The organism is Paenibacillus tritici (assembly GCF_018207515.1).
GTDB lineage: Bacteria > Bacillota > Bacilli > Paenibacillales > Paenibacillaceae > Paenibacillus_AQ > Paenibacillus_AQ tritici.
Map to the genome: position 1 here is coordinate 3,170,052 of NZ_CP073365.1, position 16,125 is coordinate 3,186,176.

Consider the following 16,125-nt stretch of genomic DNA (forward strand, 5'->3'; position numbering starts at 1 on the left):
CTTTGTTAAGCAAATAACTTATAGGGAGAGAATTAAAAATGACAACTACATTTAAGCCAGCCAAGGAAATTACAATTGAGTACATTATGGGTATGACGGACACTAAAAAATCAGCAATCATTGTAATTGAGTATCTTAAACATTTTCTCCTAACACAGGAGGATCGTCAGGAATTCATTTCCCGTTGGCTTGATGGATACACATATCATGGTAAACGTTTTGGCATAGCGATGATTCATCTTGCTCAGGAAATTGGTGCTTATCACTATGAATATGAGGATCTTGAGCAATTGGAACTTATGGAACCACAAAAAGCTCTCGAACGTCTCTTTTTACAACCAATCAATTATGGCGCAATGCTCCAATTTAAAGAATCTGGAGCAAGCCTAAAGCGACTTTACGAGCTTAAACAAGCTAACCCTAAGTATTACTTTATGGAAGTTCTTATGTACGTTTAATTCGCCTGATGATTGCTCCAGGGGCGCAATAGAAGCCGGAACTCATTTCCATTCTAATTGGGAGTGAATTTTGGATATCCTTAAAATTTGGATATCCTTAAAATATTGATAACCAATTATAAAAAAGCGAGTTCCACCCTCTTGTTTTATAATAAAACAAAGTTATTGCTTTTTGAGTTTGTCTGTTGTATATTGAATACACAAGTTGTTTTATTATAAAACAAAGGATGGTTATCTTGGCAATTGGATTACAGTTTATATGTGAAACCTATGGCATGGAGTATAAAGAACTTGCTCAAAGGATAAACACCTCACCACAAAACATTAATGCTTGGCTTCGTGAAAAACGCAACATTCCACCGAAAAGATTGGATCAACTAATTCGCATATTCCCCAATATTTCAAGTGAATTATTCGGGAAAGAACTACGGTCATCTGAAAAATTATTAATACAGGAAATATTTTATGAAGAGACGGATGAACATGAAGTGGTGGAGTATGATGATAGCGATAATGAGGGGAATAAGTTCACAGCCTCACACGTACTACGACTTCATGAAGGAATCATTAGTCATTTAAGAACTCAACGCGAAAGACAAGAATTACTTGAGGAATATGAAAGTTTAATATTTGATGAAGGAGGAGAATTTCATCTAAATGAAAAATTGCTTCAAAGGTTTTTAGATATTCTACAGGACAGCAGAGATTCGAAACAATTCCAGCTATTAAAACTGATGTTCTATTATCTGCAGCCTTATGATAAGGGTTTTGGCTTTGGTTCAGATCCAGACCTAAAGCCAAAAGAAGAACAAAAAGAAATGTATAGGGAGTTTGGAAGTATACTCAAGAAATATGATTTTATAGATGAATTCTGAGGAGGAAATTATGGAAATTACAAACTTTGCTGAAAAAGCTCAATACGCTTTGATTACTGAAAATCCATTTGGTTTATCCCTGTCTGTAGGGAAGGAATACATTATCTATCATAATGAAAACGACCCTTATGGCCAGTGTGAGTATGTAATTGATGATGCTGGTGTACCCCTATACGCTTTTGATTTGGTATGTAACTGTATCATGTATCAATAGTTTTACTTATTGTAACTATCGGGGAAGTCATCTAGGATGATTGTAAATTAATTTGTCTTCATCTTTACGAGTTGACTCCCTTTGAATTAGAATGTACCAAGAGGATGTAAAAAATAAATAACGCTAGACTTTTATTAGTCAGCGTAGTATGTTTAAAAATGATATAGTTTGCATTTTTTCAGTAACTCTATCAATAATAATAATTACGAAAGGAGGTGGTATTATTGATTTTATTTTCGCTAAATAGCACATAAATCCAATTGTTTACTATCTACGTTTTATATCTTACCATGTGTTAAAAAGTAAAGCAAGGACTTTACTAAAAGCAAAACTAAAACATAAGGAGCAATTTAATTTGAAACTTAATATTATTTGTAATTGCGGAAACCATTTAGAACTTAATCCAACAACTGTTGGAAATCACGCCTATTTTTCAAACCAATCTCATGGGAAGTTTAGAGTAGATACCGATATTGAAATTGATCAAACGGTTTATCTTGATGATACGGTGGTTAGTACCTTGGCTGAAACTGAAGATAACAGCACAATTGCTGAAATTCTTGAAGATCAAATTATAGATATGGTGAGTACGGATAAATCACTTAATGAACTTAGATTTACATGCTCTAACTGCGGAGATTACATAAATTTAACAAGTTTCTAATTTACTTAATTGAGGGGAATTAAAATCCCCTCTTCTCTTAAATTTTTCAAACATTACCTCAAAGGCAAAATAAGATAAGACCTAAAAGAAGCGCATTTTAGCGCGGAAATGGCAGGTAAGCAAAGATGAAAAAACTAAAACGAAAAAAATATTTTAAATTTAAAGGAGATTATCATAATATTGCAAAAAACAAAATACCGCTGGGATATCAAGACCAAACAATGGCAATATCTCAATACTAAATATATTCCTTCTCGCTCTCTCCGACCTGACGAAAATCGAGAACGGCAATGGGAAAACGTCCCTATTAACGAAATCGATATTATTCCAGATGATGTACGGCGTAAAAACCAAACACTAATTGATCGTCACACTACTAAATCAATTATAGATCAGTATACAGGCAAAAAGGTTCTAAATAAAAATTCTGAACTAAAATCTAAACATAAAACTGTTCCCCTCTACTATGTCCATCAGGTAATTAGAGAATTTTTACAGTATTATGCCCAAAAGGATATGAAGACAAAAGAAGAACGACTGCAAATTGTAAAATTGATTTTCGACCCTTATACAACGTTCGGGAGCCTTAAACCAGCTAATAGCAAAATTAGTACTACATATGATGATAGCCTTGTAGATGAATTTTTCACTGATTACATAACGAATTACCTGTATCAATTTTTAGTGAAGGGTAGCGGTAAGATACCTGCTCAAGGAGAAGGGCTGAATCTCTGGGGTCATAAACAGAATGGTTATACATACGCCTTACATGAAATCACTACATATTTGGTAAAAGTTATAGGGGAGGACGAAACAGAGTATCGCTGCAAGCAATACAACAAATTAGTTTCTTCCTATGAAGACATAGTTGGTCTATCTGATTTAGATAGCCCTGATTGGAGTATAGATGATTACGTAAAACCAAAGTCCGAAACTGGTTCTCAAAGAGTGGATTATTGCTACATTAAACAAAAAAAGAGCAAACGTCATCCTCTGGCTCCATCATGGGAGGAAGTAAACGAAGAAAAAACGCCTTACCTAGATATGCTCATTGAACAGCGGGAACTGTACGATGAGACGAAACAGATTCGTTTAATTGCCGCATCTTTGCCAAGAGGAAGCAAACAGCAGCGGGAAGTCTACAAAATAGCGAACGAATTGCAATACAAATATACATTAATGTATGAGCCTAGAACTGTCAACCACAGTCCGAATAAAAACAGAGCTAACGATGATGAGAGTTTGAATGTCTGTGTAGATACAATTTTAGATATCTTAGATTATACTAATCCCTTACATATTCATGCTCTAATTCTAAATTATCATACACTTTGGACTAAATACAGATACTTAACAGACAGCCCTCTCTATACGATTCTTAAGGAGTTTGAGGCAAATACTCAGAATGTTGAATTTGGAAATCCATCACATAGGGATATTTTAGAATCATTTTTATATAATTCGTCTCTCTGCAAAAAGAACTCACAATACTTAAATCTGGACACTGAAAAGATGAATCGGACGCTTAAAAGAAGCATTTCAAAAAAAATCGCTACGCATTTCAGAAAACATGTCGGCTTTTAGAGTTTGCTCACCATACCATATGGAAGGTAAAACTTCTAACCAGTTCAATAATGTTTTATTCATTTAATTTTAAATCCCCTTTTCCCCTCGTCGGTGTTTAAAAACGCCGATACCCTTTTATACGGGATTTAACAACTTAAACAAAGAAAGGAGAAAATGAAATGGAGATCACCCCTGAGATTCAAGCACATATTGATCAAATGCTTACAGATGCCAAAGCAAGTTGGGAGACAGATGTCTTGATTCCACTAACTGCTGAACGTGATCAATTGCTTCAGTTCAAACCTGTTGACAAGTCCGATGCAGAGAAAGCACTAGAACAACGTGAACAAGAATTATTTAAAAAGGAATTCACAATTGAGCTCAAGGCTAACAAGTTGGAAGATTTCGTAGAGCTTTTGAATGTATCCAATTCCGAAGAACTGAAAGACAAGGTAGCACAACTGGCCAAGATTCTTGAAGCCCGAAAACTCAATAATAGCTATATCCCTAGCAATCATAAACAAACGGACAAGTATGAACAAGCTCTAAAATCAGGCAATATTACTGAAGCAATTGATGTCAAGTTGTCAAAGCTATTCAATTAATTAAGGAGAATGAAAATTGATTAAATCTAATAACTATTTTACGCAACACGAGGCTATTAGCCTCTCTAAGGAAATCGTATCAATCGCCCCTACTGATACGCCATTGACATCGCTTCTACTCAATCGAGGATTGACTGAAAAAGCTTCCTCTACCATTCATACGTGGAGAGAGCGTTCGCTGTCTCTTGATGAAGATATCAGCACAATTGAAGGCAATAAAGATGTTCAAACATATCAAACAGGCAGAGCAGAGCTTAACAATGCATTGGAGCTGTTCCAAAAAGGGGCGGAGGTCTCAGGTACTGCTATGGCTATGAAGTCAACCACCCTATCCCAAGAAGTAACTGACCGCCTAACGGAACTGAAAACGAATCTCGAACGTGCCATAACTCGTTCAGCCCGTAATGATGGAAGCACAACTCCTTTCATTCGCCGAATGCAAGGATTAGAATCTTGGGTTGACCCATCCAATATTGTTACTGCTTCCACTCCTACAATTTCAGAAGCAGATGTAAAGGCTGTTGTTAAAAAGCTGTGGGATGCTGGTTTGCCAAGTGGTGAATATTTCGGCCTGGTGAATGCCGATCTGAAAGAACAGATTGATGAGCTATACAAAGATAAGTATTCATACATAGCGCAACAAAATGTGTTTGGTATTATCGTTGATACCATTCGAACAAATTATGGTAACTTGAATTTGATTTTGTCTCGTCATGCCTCCCCCGATAAGCTTACAGTTTTTGAGCCGAGTTTTTTGAAAATCGCATATCTTCGTGAACCGCAGTTCGAAGCATTAGCCAAAACAGGCGATGCTGTTTCAGGAATGGTACTTGCAGAAGCTACTTTGAAAGTGGCTTCGAAAAAGGCTCTGGCTCAACTTACGATCTAAATTCAATCTACTACATAACCGAAGGGGATATTATTCCCCTTCTCTAACATTTAGAAAGGAGCATACATATGAATAAGGACGAACGGATGGAATGGAAAATCCTTCGTATCCGAAAAAATATTAAAGCCAAGGAGGTTGCCAACGCTATGAAAATCAGTGCAGCTTATGTTTCGAGATTTGAAAATGGAGCTTTTGATTGGGATCATGTCTTGATTAGAAGATATAAAAATTTCATTAATAACAATTAAAATTAAAATCAGGGGAGATAAAAAATGTCCGTATTCATTGCAACAATTTTAGAAAATGATAAAATCGCTTTTGCCGCAGATAGTCGTGTGTGTGAAATTGTTAACGGTGAGACTTTCTGGAGTAACGACAATGCAACAAAGCTTTATCATCATGGAAAGGTTTGGTTTTATTGTTCAGGCGTTATGTCTATGGCGGAAGATGCTGCAAAAGATATTATGTCACAACCAGTGGAGCAATTGTCTCCACAAAGTATTATTAAGGCTCTTAAAAAATCCTATAACAAGCATATTACCAAACTTTCTCCTGATATTAAAAAAATGAAGTATCTACTGCAATTTGTTATTCCCTTCAATGGAGAAAATGGTGACTGGGAAATCCATTATTATGATAGTGAATTTGACTTTGAGCCTCAAATATACAAGCCTGAGCCTAATGAGATGCCTTACGTTTGGGGAATTGGAAAAGGTGCAAACATTATCAACCCTTATTTAAAAGAAGCCTATACAACCTATAAAAATGTTGATGGTGAGTATAATATCACAAAGCTGTATATTGAAGCTTTTGAGAAAGCAGCCGCAGAAAACTGTGGTGGAGAAATGACATTTGTTTATTCGGATGGTATTGAGTGTCTACATGGAAAAACAACCATTAAGGATAGCCGCGCACTGCGTAAGCGGTATCTAGAAGCCGTTAAACACGGTGAGGGCGATGGAGTTATCGTATCTACATCAGGTAAAAATATCAGCGGTGTTGCAGAACTAAGTAAACCAAATGGTTCATATGATACCATTTACAGAAACAGTAATTACGCCCAGGAACGTCGATTGCTCTTAAAAGACGAGGGTATTGAACTTTCTACGGAAACTGGAGATTTAGTTATTGGACATGATAATGGTTCCTTTATCAAACTAAAATCAGGTGGCGACATTGAAATAAAAGCCATCGGGAAAATCTACTTTAATGGAGTTGAATTTAACTTTGACAATTGATTATAGTGATGGGTTTTATTACATAACCGATTCGAACTTGAAGATTGAATTACATAATCAAGGTTTTGATCCTTATGATGAAGGTGTTGGCAAACATAACAATCAACAATATTGGCGCTACAAAGCAGAAGCAGCAAATATTATCCATGCATGGCAAGATGAACAGCGAAACAAAAAATATAGCCTTAACCGCTGGCAACTATAAATAGAGATCATAAAGGGGAAATTAATTTAGAATGAAATATGAGCTTGGAGAAATTACATATGATGGATATGGAAATAAATACAAAGTTGGGGATTTTCGAAAAAACTCCAATAGCGATAAAGAATATTGGAATGGTGAACGCTGGATTGAAGATTTTTTGTGGAGTGAAGATGACTATACTGTGCCCTTCTTGGATGATTCTTTTGAAAACTGGGCTAACAATCACACAATAGTGGAACCTGACAATCCATTTTATCAAGCTCTTCCGAGAGAGCGTCAGCTTATTGCAGAGCTAAAAGAGCTTACAATATTACAGCAGGACACAATGACAGAGATTAAAAAACGACAGGATGAGTTGTTTCGCTTGATTGGCGGTGCTAAGTTTGAGTAAAACTGCCTCAGAGCTACAGAAGAAACTCGACAAACTAAAGGGGAATACTAAAACTGAAATTCTTTCTAAGAAGAATGAAAACCAAATTGAAACCCAGCTAATGCCTTTATACTTCATTGACAAGAAATTTCAGCATGCCAAGCATAGCGAGGACATGATTGCAAGGTTCAATTTTGTCTATGATGGGCAAATTCTTTGGCGTTACCATCCAGATGGTTATTATAAACCCGATGGCGAGGCCTATTACCGAGCTATTGGTCAAGAATTAATTGGCTCAAGCAGTAGACGGAACTACATAAGCGAATCACTATATTACGCTCAAAATCAGAGGCAACTACTAGAAGGCCAGGCGATGAACCCCCCCTCTAATTGGATTAATGTTAAGAATGGAATGCTTGAACCTCTTACTGGCAAGCTACTCCCTCATTCTCCTCAGTACTTGAGTACATATCAATTGCCTGTTACATATAATCCAAAAGCAAATAATCCCTTAATACATAATTTTGTTGCAAGTGTCCTACCCGAAGATTCACATAACGCTTTTTATGAAATGATAGGATATATATTGACTAACGATTTACATATGGAAAAGGCCTTTATGTTTACTGGAGTTGGTTCTAACGGTAAGTCAGTTGCTATAGATTTGATCTCTTCCTTAATCGGCAAGGAAAATGTATCCAATATATCTCTTCAAGACCTTGACCATAGATTCAGAGTTGCAGGGTTAGAGGGTAAACTCTTAAATGCATTCTCAGACCTACCGCAAAAGCCCATTGAGGATACTGGAGCGTTTAAGGCAATTACTTCCAATGAAGCTATTACAATAGAACGCAAAAACAAAGACCCTAAGTCATTTAGAGCTTCAACCAAACTACTCTTCTCCTCAAATCACATGGTTGTGACTCCAGATATGTCAGATGGCTACTTTCGCCGCTGGCTAATATTCGATTTCTGTAATAAATTCACGGATGAAAATAGAGATATTAACTTGTTAGGAAAATTGACTACAGATAATGCTCTTTCAACTTTATTGAATTTGGCGATCCAAGGAATACATAGGCTTCATCAAAACAAGAAATTTACAACTGGAGAAAGTATTACGAAGGCTATCAATCAATATCGAATCAACGCTGATTCTGTAGCTGGCTTTTTGGAAGCCAATTGTGTAATAGCAGATGGACACTCTCTCTACACAAAAGATGTTTACAGGGCATATCGGCAATGGTGTGAGGATAGTGGTCTAAGACCTGTTAGCACAATTAAATTCAGTCAGCGACTAGCGTTAAAAAAAGGACGGAAATACAAGCAGCCTGAACATTGGGAAGGTATTAGATGGTCGGAGGATAGTGAATTTCCACGTTCTCCATTTTGAAACTCATACACTACTTTTCATATCATACACTACTCATACACCCTTTTAAAAAAGTAGTGTATGGAAAAACCCTTGATACATATAGCTTTTTTGCACCTCATACAACCATACACTACTTTTAATGATTTTCTGAGAAAATTTTAAAATTGATAATTATAGATTGTGTATACAGTTAAGTAAAATCTATAGAAATGGGTGTATGAGTGTATGCATGGTACAGTAACAGCCGAAAACCCTTGATACATATAACTTTTCTTGTTCGAAACTCATACACTACTTTTTTCAATATACACCAAAGTAGTGTATGGAATCTAAAACTGGTGTATGGGAAGGAACAAATCAAATTTGAATAACATTTATGAAGCGCTAAAAAATATCCCACCAAAAAAGAAATTATACTTTTTATGGAAACATAATCTTTCCTTTGATCAGACAAAGGCTCCAAAATCTGAATCTGAGTTTTTGCAAACGGTTGGTCTTTCTACTCTCAATACATATATTAGATGGGAACGCTCAGAAGAGTATAGAAATCTGGTTGCTATATTGCTTAACACTCGCTTTGATGGGGATCTAGAGCAAATATATGATTCGTTAGCCGTAAAGGCCAAAGAAGGCGATGAGAAGAGTATTAAGCTGCTCCTGCAAATTGGCAAAGACATTAAAATTTATGCCAAGGATGCAGCAATGCAGTTCAATAAAGATGAGGAAACGGAAGACGATGATTTAGAATTGTGAGTGGCATTTATTGCTACTCTTTTTTGCGTTGTTTTAAATTCAGAAAGGACAGTTTAAATGGCAGTTACATTAACAAAATCTCAGAAAATCAATAAAATAATGAGCACGTTTGAATTATTCTCCAAAAACTTCATAAAAATCATTGACAATGATGGAGAGCTTGTTTCATTTATGTTAAATGATCAGCAACAATATTACATTGATAATGCTGGTAAGTATAACTTGATTCTCAAGCCACGCCAGCTAGGTTTTACAACGGCAAGTTTGGCTTACTGTTTGTGGATGGCTGTAAATAATCCCAATACTAACTATCTGATCGTGTCATACAAAGGCGATTCAGCAAAGGATCTATTTGCCAAACTTAAACGGATGAATCTACATCTGCCGAGAGCAAAGTATGATGTCTTCCCCTCTGTTGTGCGTGATAATCGGGATGAACTGGTATTTAGTAACGGGAGTACTATTCGCAGCACGACAACAGGAAACAAAGATTTGGGACGAGGAATGAATCTGATGTACGTCTTATTGTCTGAAGCTGCCTTCTATGATGACCTAAACGGCATTCTACTCTCTTTGGAACCAGCACTACAGAAGACAGAACGCAGCAAAATCGTCCTTGAGTCTACAGCAAATGGATTTAACGATTTTCAGAAGCTCTATGATCGCGCTAATAAGGGGTCGAGTAAGTATAAAGCGTTCTTCTTCCCCTTTTATGCTTCCGCCTATGAGAAACAGTTCTCCTATGATATCCAAGAAGCTGTGAAATGGTACAAAGCGTCCACCAAAGGACAACGGTTAAGCGCAAAGAATTTAACGTTGGAGCAGAGGCAGCTTCATGAATCTGGTTGCAGCTTGAACATGCTTATGTGGAAAGAATACATACTACAAGACAAGGATAAAAACCAGTTCTATCAGGAGTATCCAGCTACAGACATACAGGCATTTATCAATACCGGACAATCTGTATTTGATCAAACGCTTATTGCAGAAGCAATAAATTACGTCCTCCCTCCAATGCCAAAAGAAGAACTTGAGCATGTCCCCGATATTCTGAAGCAATATATCGGAAAAGGATTAGATATCTTCCGATTGTCTAAGCCGAAACAGAGGATGTTCGCTGGAGTAGACGTAGCATCAGGAAGCGGCAATGATTTCTCTACAATCAGTATATTTGATGGAGATGGACAGCAATATGCTTCATTTTATAGAAATGATGTCCCTGTATATAAATTCGCTGAAATAGTCCGAGAGATCGGGCTGTTTTTTAATTATGCGTTCATAGTGATTGAGCGGAATGGATTTGGGACATCAATTCTTGAGAGACTGCGCGAGGGCGATAACCCGTATCTCAATTTGTTCAAGCATCGGCATTTTGATAAAGGTAAATCTAGGCTTCAATTAGGCTGGAGTAGTAATAGCGTAACCAAGAATAAGGCTGTCACCGATGCTAAGGAAATGTTCGAGTGTCAATTAGTACAGATTGACTGTAAGGAAACCCTGAAGCAGATGCAGACATTCATTGAGAAGGACAACAAAATGGAGAACAAAACTCGATCCAATCATGATGATTTGGTCATATCCTTTATGCTCGCGATTCAGGCAATAAAAGCAAATAAATATTATGTTGAGGTGGCTTAATTGTACGAAAATGAAAATCAATGGTTTGTCGAGGAAGTTAACACAGTTTCAAATCAACAGAGGATTAATGACGTCCTTAATATTAAGGAGTACTTAAGCGGAAAGCATAACATTCTGAAGAAACCGAGTTATAACTACAACGGTCAAGTATATGAACCCCGTAAAATCATTCTCCAGTATGCAAAAACAATTCTTAATTTTAGCGTTGGTTATGTCATGGCTAATCCAATTACACTGACTGGAGATAAAAACGTTACAGACGCATTTAAGCGAGTTTACAAAAGAGGAAAATACAATCAGATTGATTATGATATCCTTGATAAGATGACCAAATATGGATATGTGGCAGAGTACATTTATTTAGACAATGACAAGCAAATTAAATCTAAACTGCTCGATCCTGCTGATTGTTATCCTGTCTTTGATCATCATAATGAGTACACCGCATTGATTGAGCATTATTGTGTAGATAATGTGAGCTACTACAATGTGTATCATCCAGATAGAGTCGAGCAATATACCGATGAAGGCGGAACAATAAGATTGATTAGAAGCTATCACAGCCCTGCTGGACTGCCTGTGCTATATCATAATCAGTGTGAGATCGGTAATCTTGGACGCTCTGACCTGTTAGATATACTACCTATCTTGGATAACATGGAAGACTTGCTCAGTAAGGCTGTGGACGGTTATTATCACCATATTTCAGGTATCCCAGTCCTCAAGGGTCAGCAACTCAAGGGTGACGGGTTACCTAAAGATATTATTGGTGGAGGTATTGTACTTGATGATAATGCGGACTTCTTCTTTGCTAATAATGAGTTTGATCATCAAGCATTTGAAACGTTATATAAGACTCTGACAAGCGCTCTGTTAGATATAGCGAACGTTCCAGCCGTAAGCATGAGTAAGACGGATGTAAGCAATTTGAGCGAGGTTTCTATTCGCCTCCTCTTCTCCCTTGCTGATATGAAAGGTGCTTTGAATAGCAAGTTTTTGCGTGAAGGTATGGAGCAACGATTTGATAAGCTTAGAAAGTTGCTTGAATACAAAGGCAGCACATTCACTGATGAGGGATTTGATACTTTAGGCATTGTGTTCCAATTTGCAAGACCAAGCAATGATAAAGAGATTGTCGATAATCTTCAGGTGTTAAAAGATATCGGCGGTATGAGTCTGGAAAGCATTGTGGAGCGCAATCCTTATGTGACCGATGTTCAAGGGGAAATGGAGAGAATTCGGAGCATGAGCAATGAAGAATAGATATACATAATATTCTATAAATTATAATTATTAAACAATGGTTAATACATATATACATTGAATCAAAAGGGATATGCTATTTCGCGCACACATTAACATGTGTTCAATATTCATAGCCAGCCTATTAATAAATAGTAGTGGGTGCGCGAATTTTTAGATGCGAAAATAACTAAAATTTTTGAGTTTATAATACCAATTTTTGTTAATAATTTTTGTCGGTATACTGTAGACCACTACCTAGTGTAGTTAGTGGTCTACTTTTGCCTGTTTTTGAGTCGATTTTTTGAGTTTTCAGGGGAAATACGGATTATTTGTACTATTTGTATGATTCACAGTGTCGTGGAAAGCTTTAAACTGGTTACGATACCCCTAAATTGGAAAATAGTCCGCTAGCAGGGCGTTGTACACACACCCAAAAAAATTCAGACTTATTAGCGCCTTAAGACCACTATCCATATAATTTCCTAATTCTATAGACCTACTAGAACTGATGGTGGTAGAATTTAGGTAAAATGTATTGTTGGGGGGGGAAGAATTTTGATATTTTCACACGAAGTTGGAATGCATATTATTGGAGAATGTGAACATTGCAATAAAAAGTTGAAGATTCCAAAAAACATGTGCGAAGAAGCCAAAAGTATAGGCATTAGGGTCTCTCAGCCCATCTATTGTTCATGTGGAACATCATCCAACATTATTAAGCCTAAGCGAGAATCAATTAATTTAAACAACATAGAAGAGATTGATGACGACTTAATCAAATGCCCGAAGTGTAAATCAACCCAAATAACTGCAGGAAACAAAGGATTTAGTTTAGGTAAGGCAGCAGTTGGCGGCTTACTTATTGGACCAGCAGGCTTGTTAGGGGGAGTACTTGGCAGTAAAGTTGTAATGGTATCTTGTTTGAAATGTGGACATAAATGGGAAGCAGGAAAATAGTGATAAGTTAAGATCTTGAATCAACTACATATTAAGGAGAAAAAATAATGCACAATTGTCCTAACTGCGGTCAAGAATTGCCAGAAGAAAGTATGTTCTGCAATAAATGCGGTTCGAAGATTCATTTAGAGAGTACAATCTCTGAAGATTTTAATAATGAAGTTGCTGCTACAAGCACAACCTTATCTGATATGGTAGTGATGGATAAACCCAAAAAATCGAAAAAGAAAATATTTATCCCTATGATCGTCTTGATTTTAATTCTAGGTTCAGGCGGTGGATATTGGTATTACACTGACCAACAGAAAAAAGAAGAGGCAAGAATTGAAGCAGCAGAAACAAAATATCAAGAAGATCTATCAACGGCAGTTCTAAAAATGATGGGATTTTCTTTAATTTCTGAAGAAGTTTGTAGTACTTATTCCGATGTTTGGAATCGTGCAATTGAAGCAGACTATGGTATTGAGGTTAATGGAAAACGTGCGTATGATTTTAACGAGGCTATAGTTTATCAAAAGGAAGCATTTGAACAACATGACATTCTAGATGCCATAAAAAAGAATACAGATGAAGTTGATAAACTAATGCAAGGCTTAAATAGTCCTCCTGTCAAATATCAAAAGGCATATGATTTTCTAGTTGAACTTTATGGACTATATACTCAATATACAGATCAGGCTGATTCACCCACTGGCAGTTTGTTAGAGTTTAACAAAAAGACTAATGAGTTATCCTCTGAAATATCAAAGGCTTATAATCAGTTTAAGATACTTTTACCTAATCTGGATGAAAATAAGATAAAAGATTATACAGATTCTGTAACTATTTAATATCTTGTGGATTAGCGCGGCCTACCTTCGGGTAGGTTTTTTTCTTTACCCAATTTACTTAAAAGGAGCAAACAAAATGAAATTCACCGAACGCTTTCAACTTGAAACACAGGGTATCACTTTATCCTCTGCTGAATTGTCCGTGTACCTTGCTGAAGAAGGAGTAATTGATCCTGAAACGGAATATTCTCCATCCTCTAATGTCGATAAACGTAATATTTATTCAGCAGCCCTATCTGTCTTGAACAGTATTGCTAATAATCCCTCTCTGATGAAGACATACAAATCTGACGATATCACTATTTCTGATTTTGCTGATTCGCTTCAGAATCGTATTGACCAGTTAGAACGCAAAATACGCATGATGGCTGTTACAGATGATACAAATAGCAATAGTTCAACGTTCATGTTATTCAACTCTTAATGAAAGGAGTGATCAAATGTTTGATTTATTCAATATCTCCGATACAGCCGATTTTGAATTCATCCAGAGTCAAATTGGTACGGATGTCTACATAAACCAATCTGCAACGCCTACAAGAGTAGTCATTACCAACACGAATCTTAATAGTGGTTATGATGATAAGAAGATTACTTCCCTGTCTCCTATTCATCGTGGCGATACCATTGTTTATGAAGGCAATAAATATATGCTCATCAGTGAAATAAACACCGAACGTTACAACAAATTCAAAGGGATTATACGGAGATTACCGCAAACTATAATTGTCAATTCCTCATGTCGTTTTATTCATGTGGATTGCTTTATTACTGTTGGAGATTTAGGGGTAACATCGGGGAAGGTAATAACTGTAGCAGATGGCAGTATCAATGTTTTTACTAACAATTATTATAAGGATTTGGGGCTAGAAATCGGTAACAGATTCTTTGTCGATGGTCAGATGTTTAAGATTACAGGGATAGATACATTTAGCCAAAAGGGAATTGCAAATTTGTCCTGTGAGAAGGATCTGATTAACAGCAGTACAGATGATGTTGCTAATGGAATCGCTGGCGGCCTTGCATGTCCAGTTGATATTACGACAGAGCCAACTTCTGTAGTTCTCGGTTCTACGCTACAGTTAGTCTATACAAGCACAAGCAATGCACCTGTAACATTTACATCCTCTAATACTGCAATCGCAACTGTGAACGCTACAGGGCTTGTGACAAGCCATTCAGTGGGTAGTGTTACTGTTACAATTGCCAATGCTACGAATGGGCGTATCACAGATACTGTTATTCTAGCGGTTGAAGATGTTCCAGTGTCCAAAACAATTGTATTGACTTCGGATACCTCTCCCATCTCCGAAATAAAAGAAACTCGCTCAAAAACTATGACGGCTAATATCTACGATGGAACCACATTAATTACAAACGGTTCAGAACCTGTCACATGGGGGCTGTATGAAGATGACCTGGTTACTCCATATAATACTGTAAATATGCAAATCACTGCCACTACGGCATCAACAATTACCTTGAAGTGTGTGAAGTATGCACGTCTATATTACGTACAATTAAAGTGTACGCTTAATAGTGATCCTTCAATATTCATATGGCAGCGTATTGCAATAAAATCACTTTATTAGACCACTATCTTCCTTTTTTGGACAAACCACTTTACTTTCAGAATAGACCACCATATAATAACACTATCGAGTTCTTAAATTTGATGGTCGATTAATTATAAACGTTGTCGGAGTAAGGCCGAATCACATTTCCTATCCTTTCTATCTTGACAGGGTAGGGGTCATGGGTTCGAACCCCATCCGTCCTATACGGAAAAAGCCTTGATATTCAAGGCTTTTTTGCTTTTTATGCAGAGAAGTGCGCAAATGCTTCATCCGGGCATCATATTCCATACGTGTAGCGGCTTCCTGACTCAAAAATTCCAGTGTATCCATTGCCTTTTTCAACATCGGTTCATTCATGGTCAACACCTCCCAGCTTGGTTAATTCCATCACATGAATCTCCAGATCAATGTTCAATGGAATTCCGGTGTGATCTTCCCGAAGGCGAAACACATTATGATGGCGGCCATTCGGCAGACAGGAGTAGTTCAATATATTGATCGTCACACATTTCTTCAATTGGCTGTAATCGTTACCTTGTTGTTTGTGGTAGTACATCTCGCTCTAGTAAAAGAGTGTCCGCTTCTCCACCAAAAATAGGTTTTTAGATGATTTTGAAGTGTGAAAATCATCATAATGAAACGAAGCCGATCATAATGACCGGCTTC

At 36.8% G+C, this 16,125-nt stretch carries 19 protein-coding genes and 1 pseudogene; 19 read left to right on the forward strand and 1 reads right to left on the reverse strand.

The genetic code is table 11. From position 1 onward, the window contains the following. Window positions 1-38: 38 nt before the first annotated feature. The 19 genes from KDC22_RS13230 to KDC22_RS13320 all read left to right on the forward strand — a co-directional run bounded on the left by KDC22_RS13230 (window position 39) and on the right by KDC22_RS13320 (window position 15,474). The gene (locus KDC22_RS13230; RefSeq protein WP_211723364.1) at window positions 39-458 is read left to right on the forward strand and encodes a hypothetical protein; all 420 of its coding nucleotides are present in this window, start codon (window positions 39-41) and stop codon (window positions 456-458) included. A 236-nt stretch (window positions 459-694) separates the two neighbouring features. Further along, entirely contained in the window at window positions 695-1,333 is a 639-nt protein-coding gene (locus KDC22_RS13235; protein WP_211723365.1) for a helix-turn-helix domain-containing protein, read from the forward strand. 10 nt (window positions 1,334-1,343) lie between these two features. Then, window positions 1,344-1,547 carry a hypothetical protein gene (locus KDC22_RS13240; protein ID WP_211723366.1) on the forward strand — a complete coding sequence of 68 codons (204 nt, stop codon included), beginning with the start codon at window positions 1,344-1,346 and terminating at the stop codon, window positions 1,545-1,547. Between the two features lie 355 nt (window positions 1,548-1,902). Continuing rightward, window positions 1,903-2,211: a hypothetical protein gene (locus KDC22_RS13245; RefSeq protein ID WP_211723367.1), complete on the forward strand. Its 309-nt coding sequence runs from the start codon at window positions 1,903-1,905 to the stop codon at window positions 2,209-2,211. A 180-nt stretch (window positions 2,212-2,391) separates the two neighbouring features. After that, complete coding sequence (locus tag KDC22_RS13250) at window positions 2,392-3,795, forward strand: hypothetical protein (RefSeq protein ID WP_211723368.1); 1,404 nt, start codon at window positions 2,392-2,394, stop codon at window positions 3,793-3,795. Between the two features lie 161 nt (window positions 3,796-3,956). Beyond that, on the forward strand, window positions 3,957-4,382 hold the full coding sequence (locus KDC22_RS13255) for a hypothetical protein (RefSeq protein ID WP_211723369.1): 426 nt from the start codon (window positions 3,957-3,959) through the stop codon (window positions 4,380-4,382). A gap of 16 nt (window positions 4,383-4,398) precedes the next feature. Further along, window positions 4,399-5,271 (forward strand): SU10 major capsid protein, encoded by an 873-nt coding sequence (locus tag KDC22_RS13260; protein ID WP_211723370.1) that lies wholly within the window; start codon window positions 4,399-4,401, stop codon window positions 5,269-5,271. A 68-nt stretch (window positions 5,272-5,339) separates the two neighbouring features. After that, complete coding sequence (locus KDC22_RS13265; RefSeq protein WP_211723371.1) at window positions 5,340-5,519, forward strand: helix-turn-helix domain-containing protein; 180 nt, start codon at window positions 5,340-5,342, stop codon at window positions 5,517-5,519. 24 nt (window positions 5,520-5,543) lie between these two features. After that, a complete protein-coding gene (locus KDC22_RS13270; protein WP_211723372.1) occupies window positions 5,544-6,509 on the forward strand; it encodes a hypothetical protein in 966 nt (321 codons plus the stop codon). Beyond that, window positions 6,499-6,714, forward strand: coding sequence for a hypothetical protein (locus tag KDC22_RS13275; RefSeq protein ID WP_211723373.1), 216 nt, complete (start codon window positions 6,499-6,501; stop codon window positions 6,712-6,714). Before KDC22_RS13270 ends, KDC22_RS13275 begins: the two co-directional genes overlap by 11 nt. Before the next feature lie 31 nt (window positions 6,715-6,745). Further along, complete coding sequence (locus KDC22_RS13280; RefSeq protein WP_211723374.1) at window positions 6,746-7,105, forward strand: hypothetical protein; 360 nt, start codon at window positions 6,746-6,748, stop codon at window positions 7,103-7,105. Continuing rightward, entirely contained in the window at window positions 7,098-8,477 is a 1,380-nt protein-coding gene (locus KDC22_RS13285; protein WP_211723375.1) for a DNA primase family protein, read from the forward strand. Before KDC22_RS13280 ends, KDC22_RS13285 begins: the two co-directional genes overlap by 8 nt. A 345-nt stretch (window positions 8,478-8,822) precedes the next feature. Then, window positions 8,823-9,212 carry a hypothetical protein gene (locus KDC22_RS13290; RefSeq protein WP_246553551.1) on the forward strand — a complete coding sequence of 130 codons (390 nt, stop codon included), beginning with the start codon at window positions 8,823-8,825 and terminating at the stop codon, window positions 9,210-9,212. Between the two features lie 57 nt (window positions 9,213-9,269). Further along, the gene (locus tag KDC22_RS13295; protein ID WP_211723377.1) at window positions 9,270-10,850 is read left to right on the forward strand and encodes a terminase large subunit domain-containing protein; all 1,581 of its coding nucleotides are present in this window, start codon (window positions 9,270-9,272) and stop codon (window positions 10,848-10,850) included. Beyond that, the gene (locus KDC22_RS13300; RefSeq protein WP_211723378.1) at window positions 10,851-12,113 is read left to right on the forward strand and encodes a phage portal protein; all 1,263 of its coding nucleotides are present in this window, start codon (window positions 10,851-10,853) and stop codon (window positions 12,111-12,113) included. Window positions 12,114-12,650: 537 nt separating this feature from the next. After that, window positions 12,651-13,052: a hypothetical protein gene (locus KDC22_RS13305; RefSeq protein ID WP_211723379.1), complete on the forward strand. Its 402-nt coding sequence runs from the start codon at window positions 12,651-12,653 to the stop codon at window positions 13,050-13,052. A gap of 47 nt (window positions 13,053-13,099) precedes the next feature. After that, complete coding sequence (locus KDC22_RS13310) at window positions 13,100-13,882, forward strand: zinc-ribbon domain-containing protein (protein ID WP_211723380.1); 783 nt, start codon at window positions 13,100-13,102, stop codon at window positions 13,880-13,882. Between the two features lie 76 nt (window positions 13,883-13,958). After that, window positions 13,959-14,306 (forward strand): hypothetical protein, encoded by a 348-nt coding sequence (locus tag KDC22_RS13315; protein ID WP_211723381.1) that lies wholly within the window; start codon window positions 13,959-13,961, stop codon window positions 14,304-14,306. Window positions 14,307-14,322: 16 nt separating this feature from the next. After that, entirely contained in the window at window positions 14,323-15,474 is a 1,152-nt protein-coding gene (locus tag KDC22_RS13320) for an Ig-like domain-containing protein (RefSeq protein ID WP_211723382.1), read from the forward strand. A 243-nt stretch (window positions 15,475-15,717) separates the two neighbouring features. On the opposite strand, the pseudogene KDC22_RS13325 reads toward KDC22_RS13320, so the two are convergent. Next, window positions 15,718-16,060 (reverse strand): annotated as a pseudogene (locus tag KDC22_RS13325) (PD-(D/E)XK nuclease family transposase); the annotation flags it as partial. Window positions 16,061-16,125: the final 65 nt, after the last annotated feature.